Genomic DNA, 9,840 nt, shown 5'->3' with positions numbered 1-9,840 from the left:
CGGCACCCGCTGTTCCAGGTGGCGCTGTCGTTCGAGAACCTGCCCGACAGCTCCTTCGAACTGCCCGCGCTGCGGGCCGCGGCGGTCGACTTCGACAACGAGGTCGCCAAGTTCGACCTGCAGCTCACCTTGACCGAGGCTCCGGCCGACGGGGACGCGGGCATGTACGCCGAATTCGGTTACGCCCGTGACCTGTTCGACCAGGAGACGGTCGAGGGCTTCGCGGACCGGTTCCTGCGACTGCTCGGCGAGATCGTCAGCGCACCGCGTCGCGCCGTGGGCGACCTCGAGATCCTGGCCGACGCCGAGCGCGCCGACATATTGTCTCGCACCGGCGGTGAGACCATCGCGCCCCGCATCCTTCCGGATCTGCTCGCCGAGGCCGTCGCGCGGAACCCGATCGGCGAAGCCGTCGTGTTCGATGGACAGTCGCTCGGGTATGCCGAGCTGGACGCGGCGTCCTCGCGGCTGGCGCGGTTGCTCATCGGGCGCGGGGCCGGGCCGGAAACCCGTGTCGCGGTGGCGATCCGGCGCTCGTTCGAGTCGGTGCTGGCCATCTGGGCCGTCGCCAAGTCGGGTGCGGTGTTCGTGCCCGTCGATCCGTCCTACCCGGCCGAGCGTGTCGCGCACATGATCGCCGACTCCGGGGTGGCTCTGGGCCTGACACTGGCCACCGAGTTGGAGAGCCTGCCCCCGGTCGGCGGGGTGGTCGGGTGGATCTCGCTCGACGATCCCCTGGTGCAGGCCGAGATCGCGTCCTACACAGCCGAGCTCGTCACCGATGCCGATCGGTCGGGACCGCTGCGGCCTGAGCATCCGGCCTACATCACCTATACCTCCGGTTCCACCGGTGTGCCCAAGGGCGTGGTGGTCACCCATGCCGGTCTGGCCAACTACAGCCAGGCTCAGCTGGACCGTTACCAGCTCGACTCGGCTTCACGCACCCTGCATTTCGCGTCGCCGAGTTTCGACGCCGCGATCATGGAGCTGCTGCTCGCGATCGGCCCGGCAGCCACCATGGTGGTGGTCCGGCCCGGCATCTTCGGCGGTGACGAACTGGCCGAGGTGATCCGCACCGAGCAGGTCACGCACGCCTTCATCACCACGGCGGCCGTCGCGACGATGGATCCGACCGGACTCGACAGCCTGAAGGTGCTGGCCGCGGGTGGTGAGGCCATGCCGAGCGATATGGTCTCGCGTTGGGCGATTCCTCTGGCGGACGGCGATACTCGCTCGTTCCACAATGTGTACGGCCCCACCGAGACCACCATCGTCACCACCATGAGCCACGCGCTCGCGGCTGGTGATCCGCTGGTCATTGGTGGACCCATCCGTGGTGTGCGAGCGCTGGTGCTCGATCACCGGTTACAGCCGGTACCGGATGGCGTCGTCGGCGAGCTGTATCTGGACAGCATCCAACTGGCCCGGGGCTATCACGATCGTCCGGGTTTGACCGCCGAGCGTTTCGTGGCCAACCCTTACCAGCCCGGCGCGCGCCTGTACCGCACCGGCGACGTGGTGCGCTGGCGCCTCGATGGTCAGGGCAACCCGGTCATCGAGTACGTGGGCCGCAACGACTTCCAGGTAAAGATCCGCGGCTTCCGGATCGAACTCGGTGAAATCGACGCCGCCCTGGTCGCACACGACACCGTGGACTTCGCGGTCACTATCGGACACAAGACCGACAGCGGGTCGACCATCCTCGCGTCCTACGTGCTGCCGACCCTCGGACACAGCATCGATCTCGCCGAACTCACCGAGTTCCTGAGTGCACGACTACCCGAGTACATGGTGCCCACGGCGATCACGGTGCTGGACCAGATCCCGTTGACCCCCGTCGGCAAGCTGGACCGGCGCGCGCTTCCCGAACCCGTACTGGTCCACCGCGAATACCGTGAACCGGTCGGCGAGCTCGAAGCGCTGCTGGCCGAGGTGTTCGCCGACGTGCTCGGGGTGGCCCAGGTCGGCGCGGATGATTCGTTCTTCGCGCTCGGCGGCGACTCGATCCTGTCGATCCAGCTGGTCTCGCGCGCCAAGGCGCGCGGGGTCCTGTTCAGACCACGCGAGGTGTTCGAACGCCGGACCGTCGCCGGACTCGCTGAGGTGGCCCGTCTCGGCGGCTACGACGAACTGGTGACGCTGGCGGAGCTGCCGGGCGGCGGGATCGGCGACATTCCGCTGACGCCGATCATGCATGCGATCCTGTCGAGCGGGTCTTCCTACGAACGGTTCTCGCAGAGCATGCCGCTGCGGCTGCCGGACGGCATCCGCCGCGTGACGCTGGTCGATGCGATCTCCGCGCTGTTCGACCACCACGATGTGCTGCGCTCGCGTCTACGCGGAAACGCTTCGGAGGGCTTCGAATTCGAGGCGCTGCCGCGCGGGGCCGTCGACGTCGACGCGCTGGTGCATCGGGTCGAGCTGGCCGCCGACATCTCCGACACGGAGCTGACCCGGGTCGGCAGCATCGAATTCGACGCCGCGCTGGGCCGTTTGGATCCGGCGAACGCTGCCATGGTGCAGTTCGTCTGGTTCGCCTTCGCACCCGAGGGCTCCGACGAAGCGCGCGTGCGTCGGGACGTGCTGCTGATCATCGCCCACCACATGGTGGTGGACGGCGTCTCCTGGCGCATCCTGATCCCGGACCTGGGTCTGGCCTGGTCGCAGCTCGCGTTCGAGCAGCCGCTGGCCCTGCCCGAGACCGGCACCTCCATGCGGCGCTGGGCGCACGCCCTGGTCGAGGAGGCGCGCTCGCCGCAGCGGGTCGCGGAACTGCCGTTCTGGCAGCGGGTCACCGAGACCCCCGATCCGCAGCTCGGATCGCGGGCCTTCGATCCGGCGGTCGACACCTCCGCCACCGTCGAACGCGTCGAGATCTCCATCCCATCGGAGGTCACCGAGGCAGTGCTCACCGCAGTTCCCAGTCTCTATCGGGGCGGTGTGAACGACGGTCTGCTCTCGGCACTAGCCATGGCGGTCGCGCGCTGGCGCGGACAGAGCACCGGCGGCTCGACGCTGATCAAGCTCGAAGGTCACGGTCGCGAAGAGGAAATCGTTGCGGGCGCGGATCTTTCGCGCACGGTCGGCTGGTTCACCGCCGCCTTCCCCGTGCTGCTGGACCTCGGGGCTGCGGACCTCGACGAGGCGTTCGCGGGCGGAAAGACCTTGGGCGACATCGTGAAATCGGTCAAGGAGCAGTTGTTGGCGCTGCCCGACAAGGGTCTGGGCTGGGGTCTGCTGCGGCACCTCAACCCTGAAACTTCCTCGCAGCTGCGCGATGTCGGGCAGATCAGCTTCAACTATCTGGGCCGTATGTCCGCGGGCGAGGTGCCCGAGGGTATGGCCGAACTCGGCTGGGTGCCCGTCGAGGACCTGGGTCGAATCGACGGCGACATGGACGCCGACATGCCCGCCAACGCCACCCTCGACATCAACGCCATCGTCACCGACGGCGAGGACGGCCCGCAGCTGGGCGCAGCCATCTCCTACCCGAGTGGACTGCTCGAGCGGGAACGGGTCCAGGAGTTCGCGGATTTGTTCGTGGCGGCGCTGAGCGCGCTGGCCACACATGCCACGCGCTCGGGGACAGGCGGTTTCACGCCGTCCGACCTGCCGCTGGTGCGGGTGGAGCAGTCCGACATCGACGTGTGGGAGCGGACCTATCCAACGCTGTCGGATGTGTGGCCGCTCTCGCCGCTGCAGTCGGGTCTGCTGTTCCACGCCATGCTCACCCAGAACACGGTGGACGTCTACACCATTCAGACCGTGCTCGACCTGAGCGGTGTAGTCGATGTAGACCGTTTGCGGGTGGCCGCGCAGGCCATCCTGGACCGGTACCCGAGCCTGCGGACCGCGTTCGTCACCGACGCCGACAGACAACCTCACCAGGTGGTGCTCGATCGTGTCACAGCACCGTTCAAGGTCGTGGATCTGACGGATCTGCCGCAGGCCGAACGCAATCCGCGCATGCGGGAGATGATCGAGGCCGATCGCGCCGATCACTTCGATCTGTCGGCCGCGCCGCTCATGCGGTTCAACGTGTTCCGGATCAGCGACGACCTGGTGCACCTGGTCATCACCACCCACCACATCCTGGTGGACGGCTGGTCCATGCCGCTGCTCATGCAGGACCTGCTGGTGCTGTACGCGGTGCGCGGGGACCTGTCCGCGCTGCCGCGGGTGGCGTCGTTCCGCAACTACCTGGCCTGGCTGGCCGGACGGAACCGCAACGAATCGCTCGCGGCGTGGCAGCACGCCCTGGCCGGAGTCAGCGAGCCCACCCAGCTCGCGCCCGCCGCGACCCGGGCCGAGAACTACGAGATCGGCCGCCACACACTGGCTATCGACGCCGACCGCACCCGCGCGCTCACCAAGCGCGCCGGGGAACTCAATGTCACGCTGAACACGCTGATCCAGACCTCCTGGGCGGTGCTGATCGGCCGCCTCACCGGGCGCAGCGACGTGGTGTTCGGCGCGACCGTGTCCGGCCGCCCCGGCGACCTGCCGGGCGTGGAATCCATGGTGGGTCTGTTCATCAACACGGTGCCGGTACGCATCCACGTCGATGACCGGTTGACCATCGCGGGCCTGCTGCAGCGGGTCCAGCGCGATCAGGCCGACCTGCTCGAGCACCACCACATCGGGTTCACCGAGATCCAGCAGTTGGCCGGTGCCGGAGCCGAATTCGACACCATGATGGCGTTCGAGTCCTACCCGGTCGACAAGGACGCCATCGCGGCGGCCAGCTCCATCGACGGCATGTCGGTCAGCGGTGTGGGCATCAACGACAACACCCACTACCCGATGTCGCTGGTAATCACGGCGGGCGAGACCATCGAAGTCGGGATGCGCTACCTCGTCAGCCGTTTCACGGCCGACGAGGTAGCGATCCTGGCCGCTCGCTTCAACCGGATCCTGGAGGCGCTGCTGGGCGCCCCGGACGGGCTGGTCGGCGACATCGACATCCTCGGTGCCGGCGAACGAACGCGAATCCTTATCGGAAGCTCTGCCCCCCAGGCGGATTCGGCTGCGGAGTCGGCACGGATCGGGACTGCCACGGTGGAGAAGATGCTGGCTGAGGTCGTCGAGGAGGATCCACAAGCCCCGGCCCTGCTGTCTGATGGCCAGGAGATCGCCTACCACGTGCTGGACCGGCGCAGCTCGCAGCTAGCGCGCCTGCTCATCGACCGCGGTGCAGGCCCTGGCGACGTCGTCGCCATCGCCCTCCCGCACACGGTCGACGCGGTGGTCGCGGTCTGGGCCATCCACAAGGCCGGCGCCGCGGTGCTCTACGCAGACGGTCTCTCTGTTGGTGAAATCCTCTATGCCGGGGCAGGTTTCGCCATCACCCAGGAGCCGACCACTGGCCCGGTGAGCTGGCTCGTGCTCGCCGATCCCCAGGTCCAGTCCGACGTCACTGACCGGCCCGCCCACCGGGTCTCCTACACCGACCGAGTCCGCCCCTTGTCCGAATCCGACCCGGCCTTCGTGTATCGCGACGGTGCCGGTGGCTGGGTCGTGCTGACCCAGGACGAGGCTCTCGCCCGTGCATCGGACCTGTGTGCGGTGAACGATATCGACTACACGTCGGCCACTTTCACCACCGCCGCTACCGGCCTGCCCGCCATTGATGAATTCCTCGCCTCCACCACCGCTGGTGCTCTCTCGGTCCTCCCGACCGGTGAGATCGCCGCTGATCTGAAGGGCGGCGAGGTAACCCACTGGTTCACAACCTTCGCAAACCCGACCGAAACAGCGGACGAGGACATCCACATCATCACCCCCGATGGGTCCCGCGATCGCGGACTGTCGTGCGAGGTCTCAGGAATTAGTTGATGCTTTGTTCTCGGGACTTGGCCGACAGATCGGCCGCGATGTTCGGCGCTTGCTTGCCATGCTGGTCATGACAGGTGACGGAGTGCGAGTCGGTGACGGCTGCGGCAGCGGAGGTGACCGCGGTGAGGGCGTTGTCCGGCCCGGTCCGGTTTTTCCGGGTGGTTCCGGAGAAGCCTTTGTCGATGAAGATCCGCTCGCGCGGCACGCCGAGCGCGAGCAGCTGGTCGGTCTGGATCTCGACGTCCTCTTCGCAGTGGAACAACGGCAGTATCCGACGCGGAACGAGGTGCCCGCACCCCCGAAGTGTTCCCTATGGGAAGGGTTCACCGGAACACTCGCGGATGAAGAGTTGGATCGCCGTCGAGCAGAAGCCTGTTCCCAGCAGTGGTGATGATGTCGTCGGCACACCTTTGGCGCGCCCACACCACGAAGAAGGGCGTTTCGGGCCAACCCCTCGTGGGTCCGAAACGCCCTTCTGCGTGGTGTCGTCAGGTTGCTGACAGTGCCGGGTGCACGTGAAATCGGTTCTCGGATACGGCTTTGGGCCCCTCGTTCACTACTGGAGGACGGTGACTCTGCCGATCAATATCGAATGGTCGGAGCAGTAGGCTTGCCCGCACTTCGGGAGGCTTTCCGGCAAGCGGGCACCGCAGCTGATTCCTGAAGTCGTGCTGGTCTCACAGGGACCGGGACCGATTACCTCGGCCGAGTAGGTGGTTCCCGGCGCGATGCGATCCTCCCGAACGAAGATGAAGTCGATCTTCGGTGGGTTGCCGCACGCGGCGCCCCCGGTCGCGCCGTAATCGGTCGCGATGCCGACGCCGGGGCAGGCCGGATTGTTGTCGTCGAGTTCGTGATAGTGACCGGTGTTCCGGCCGTTGGCCGGAGTGTTCACCGAGGAGGAGTAGTACGCGTCCATACGACCCCAGTCGAGCTGGGCGTTGAAGTCCCCGGCGGTGATGACGGTATCACCGGCGGCGTCGTACTGCTCCATCTTCGACAGCGCCGCGGCGAGCTGATCCGTACGCCCGCCGGGGACTTCGCGATAGGAGATGTGTGTCGAGCAGAAGCGCATGTGCGGGGCGCTCAGCAGGTGGTCGCAGAGCATATTGCGATGCTCGGTCGTACCGTCGTCACCCAGCGGGATGCGATCCGCTTCACCCATTGGCTGGCGGCCGAAGATCGCGTTCCCGAATTCCCCTCCGTTGCAGGCACCTTGACCGGCCAGAAGAGCCGGAGCCCAACGAGCGAAATTGGCATTGTCCTGCGGCCACCCGGCAGCGCGCAGCCGAGTGATGAGGTCATCGAACTGGTCATGGCACAGTTCGTTGAAGGAGGCGAAATCAGCGTGGTGGCTGACGATCGACGCTGCCGCCGCTTCGGTCATGCCGTTGGTTGGGGTTCCGGTAGTAATCGCCGAAAAACCAACGGATATGGCGTAAGTCGCTGGTCAGGCTGGGTGCCGCGTTGAGTTCGGCTCGCTACCGGTCTTCTGGCTGTCCGAGGACCTGGGCCTGGATGCGGTTGCGCAGGTCGGTTTCCTCGGGTGTCATCGGGTCGCCGGGGCGGAGGATGCGAGCGGGTTTGGGCCGGAGTGGCAGACCATCGTCGGTGGTGGTGTTCTCGGCTTCTGCGAGCGCCCGGTAGAGGGAGGCGACGGAGGGGTGCCCGCCCGCGTTCTTCCCGGTCTTGATGGTGAGTTTCTTCGCGATGTCGGGGACCGGGAGGCCTTTGTTCTTCAGTGCGAGGGCGAAGGTGAGCGAGTCGTCGTCGATGACTTTGGGGCGGCCGCCGTGGTTGCCTTTGGATGCGGCGATCACCTGGCCTTCGAGGGTTTTTTCCCGGATGTAGTTGCGTTCGATCTGTCCGGCGACGGCGAGGACCGCGAAGAACATTGCGCCCATGCCGTTGGGGTCGTAGATGCCGGTGAGCGGGCCGGTGAGCAGTTCGAGCGCGATGCCGCCGGTTTGGAGTTGCGCGGACAGCGCCATCAGTTCTGCGGCGTTGCGGGCCAAGCGTTTGAGTTCGTGGACGGTGAACACGACCGGTGTGTCGGGGGCGGCTTCTTTGAACTGGTGGGCCAGGGCGAGCGCTTTCTCCAGTTCGGGCCGGACCTTGACCCGGGTGCTGATCTGCTCGTGAAAGATTTTGTGGCACTGTGCTTTTCGGAGGGCTTCGAGTTGGCTGGCCAGTTCTTGGCGAGCGGTCGATGTCCTGGCGTAGCCGATCCGCACCGGCGGTTGGGTTGTTGGTGTCGGGACCACGGTGAGCGTTGGGCCTGGGGTCCAGGTCCGGCCGGGGCGACGATCGGCGGGCACCGGGACGTCGAGTTCCTCGCGCAGTGCGGGCACCAGGACGAAGCGCGGCGTGTGGTATTTCGCGGCGGTCTTGCCGCTACGGGTCCGGCAGGCGCTGCCAGCGGGTGCATCGCAGTTCGGGCAGCGGTGGTGTTCTACCGCTGTGGCGGCCTGCTCGGGGGTCAACTCCATGGAGAAAAGTCTCTCAGAAGTGTCTCTCACAAAGTGGAGGTTTCGAGAGGTGTTTTGCGAATGGTGGCCTGCGGGTTCGGCCGTCGATCCGGGGTTGTCGCAGAACTCTCGTATCCGATCGTTTGTGAGAATGCGTGTCGTCGCCGTGGCTACGCTGGTTGGATCCTGACGTCGGCCGTCGGTGAAGTCTGGCGCCATCGGCGAGCGGGTCCGCGCGCAGGTGCGCCCGGCGAACGCACTCGATCAGCCGAGTTGCGTGCGTCCAAGCCATGAAGCCGCCGCAAAAAAAACCGTTGGCATACGACGGCGACCGCTGCTATCTTTCCGGAGGCCGTGCCAGAGAACGAGGAGGTGGTATCCGTGAACGCAGTATCGACATGGGTGCTCCCCTCCGGGGTCACGGTCGGGCGGTAGGTCGCCCGGGAGCGCCGTTCGCAAGCACTCCCGAAAGGCACGACTGTGCAATTCATTTCCGAAAAGCGCCTCGACGACGACAGCATCCTCGAACGCGCATTCACCCTCGGCGAGATCCCCGGCGTCCTGTGGACGTCCGCATCCGCATCCACACCGGTGCCACTGATCCTGCTCGGCCAGCCCGGCGGTCTCGGACTGCAGAAGATGTATCCGCGATTGCTGGCCAGGGCCCGGCACGCCGTGGCGGAGGGCTTCGCCGCGGCCACCATCGAGCTCCCCGGTGACGGTGAGCGGCCCCGTTCCGCTGCCTTCGATCAGGCCCGCGCCGACCTGCGCGCGGCGCTGGCCGCCGGTGATCCGGTCACCGACGACATCGTCGACCGGCTCATCCTCCCATTGGTCGACCAGGCGGTCCCGGAATGTCAGACCGCCCTGGACGCCCTTCTCGCGCTGCCCGAGATCGGCGGCCCGGTCGGCTACTCGGGCGGGGTGATCTCCATCGGCACCCGGCTGGCGGTGGTCGAGCCGCGCATCACGGCCGCCGCCCTGTTCGCGGGAAGTTACGTGCCCCGCGCCATCTTCGCCGAGGCCCGGCAGGTCACCATTCCGCTGCATGTCCTGCTGCAGTGGGACGACGAAGGAAACGACCGGCAGATGGCCCTGGACCTGTTCGACGCCTTCGGCTCCAAGGAGAAGACGCTGCACGCCAATATGGGCGGGCACACCGGCGTGCCGCAACACGCGGGGGAAGAGGGAAACCGGTTCTTCGCCCGGCATCTGAAGTGAGGCCGGGCCGTCAGGCCGGCAGCAGACAATAGAGCCTGGGCCAGGATGCCGCTATCGAGGCAGGTCCCGGCCCTCCTCGATAGCGGTGGCCGTCGTCGACGCACTGTCATGCCGCTGGTCGCGCGGTCTTAAGCGGCCAGCGCGGGGCACCTCACAGATCAACAGACCCAAGATCATTTGGGCATGCCGAACTGGCCCGTCCCCAGTGAATGAGACCACTCGGTATTAGAGTCCCTAAGATCGGAGATGTCCGGGTTCGTTGCCTGGATGCCCAGGTCGGTGGGGTGTAGCTGATTAGAGTCTGCCTTCGTCGTGG

5 protein-coding genes are annotated in these 9,840 nt (G+C 66.5%); 2 read left to right on the top strand and 3 right to left on the bottom strand.

Going from position 1 to position 9,840, the window contains the following annotated elements; translation table 11 throughout:
• The first annotated feature begins 9 nt into the window (after positions 1-9).
• Positions 10-5,835: an amino acid adenylation domain-containing protein gene (locus ACIRRA_RS44935; RefSeq protein WP_402781941.1), complete on the top strand. Its 5,826-nt coding sequence runs from the start codon at positions 10-12 to the stop codon at positions 5,833-5,835.
• On the opposite strand, the gene ACIRRA_RS44930 is transcribed toward ACIRRA_RS44935, so the two are convergent.
• The 3 genes from ACIRRA_RS44930 to ACIRRA_RS44920 all read right to left on the bottom strand — a co-directional run bounded on the left by ACIRRA_RS44930 (position 5,828) and on the right by ACIRRA_RS44920 (position 8,522).
• Positions 5,828-6,097 (bottom strand): hypothetical protein, encoded by a 270-nt coding sequence (locus ACIRRA_RS44930; RefSeq protein ID WP_402781938.1) that lies wholly within the window; start codon positions 6,095-6,097, stop codon positions 5,828-5,830. The two genes, ACIRRA_RS44935 and ACIRRA_RS44930, sit on opposite strands and share 8 nt — an antisense overlap.
• 294 nt (positions 6,098-6,391) lie before the next feature.
• Entirely contained in the window at positions 6,392-7,222 is an 831-nt protein-coding gene (locus ACIRRA_RS44925; RefSeq protein ID WP_402781935.1) for an endonuclease/exonuclease/phosphatase family protein, read from the bottom strand.
• Between the two features lie 94 nt (positions 7,223-7,316).
• Positions 7,317-8,522, bottom strand: coding sequence for a recombinase family protein (locus ACIRRA_RS44920; protein WP_402781932.1), 1,206 nt, complete (start codon positions 8,520-8,522; stop codon positions 7,317-7,319).
• Between the two features lie 261 nt (positions 8,523-8,783).
• Here ACIRRA_RS44920 and ACIRRA_RS44915 point away from each other — a divergent pair, with 261 nt between their 5' ends.
• Positions 8,784-9,524 carry an alpha/beta hydrolase gene (locus ACIRRA_RS44915; RefSeq protein WP_402781929.1) on the top strand — a complete coding sequence of 247 codons (741 nt, stop codon included), beginning with the start codon at positions 8,784-8,786 and terminating at the stop codon, positions 9,522-9,524.
• Positions 9,525-9,840 lie beyond the last annotated feature (316 nt).

The organism is Nocardia sp. NPDC101769 (genome assembly GCF_044766925.1).
Lineage (GTDB): Bacteria > Actinomycetota > Actinomycetes > Mycobacteriales > Mycobacteriaceae > Nocardia.
The sequence above is the reverse complement of the archived record's forward strand: the minus strand, read 5'-3'. Positions and strand labels throughout refer to the sequence as shown.

What these genes read in the sequence shown, in the direction of transcription:
- ACIRRA_RS44925 (WP_402781935.1), bottom strand. Translation starts at nt 7,222, where the DNA reads ATGACCGAAGCGGCGGCAGCGTCGATCGTCAGCCACCACGCTGATTTC.
- ACIRRA_RS44920 (WP_402781932.1), bottom strand. Translation starts at nt 8,522, where the DNA reads ATGGCGCCAGACTTCACCGACGGCCGACGTCAGGATCCAACCAGCGTA.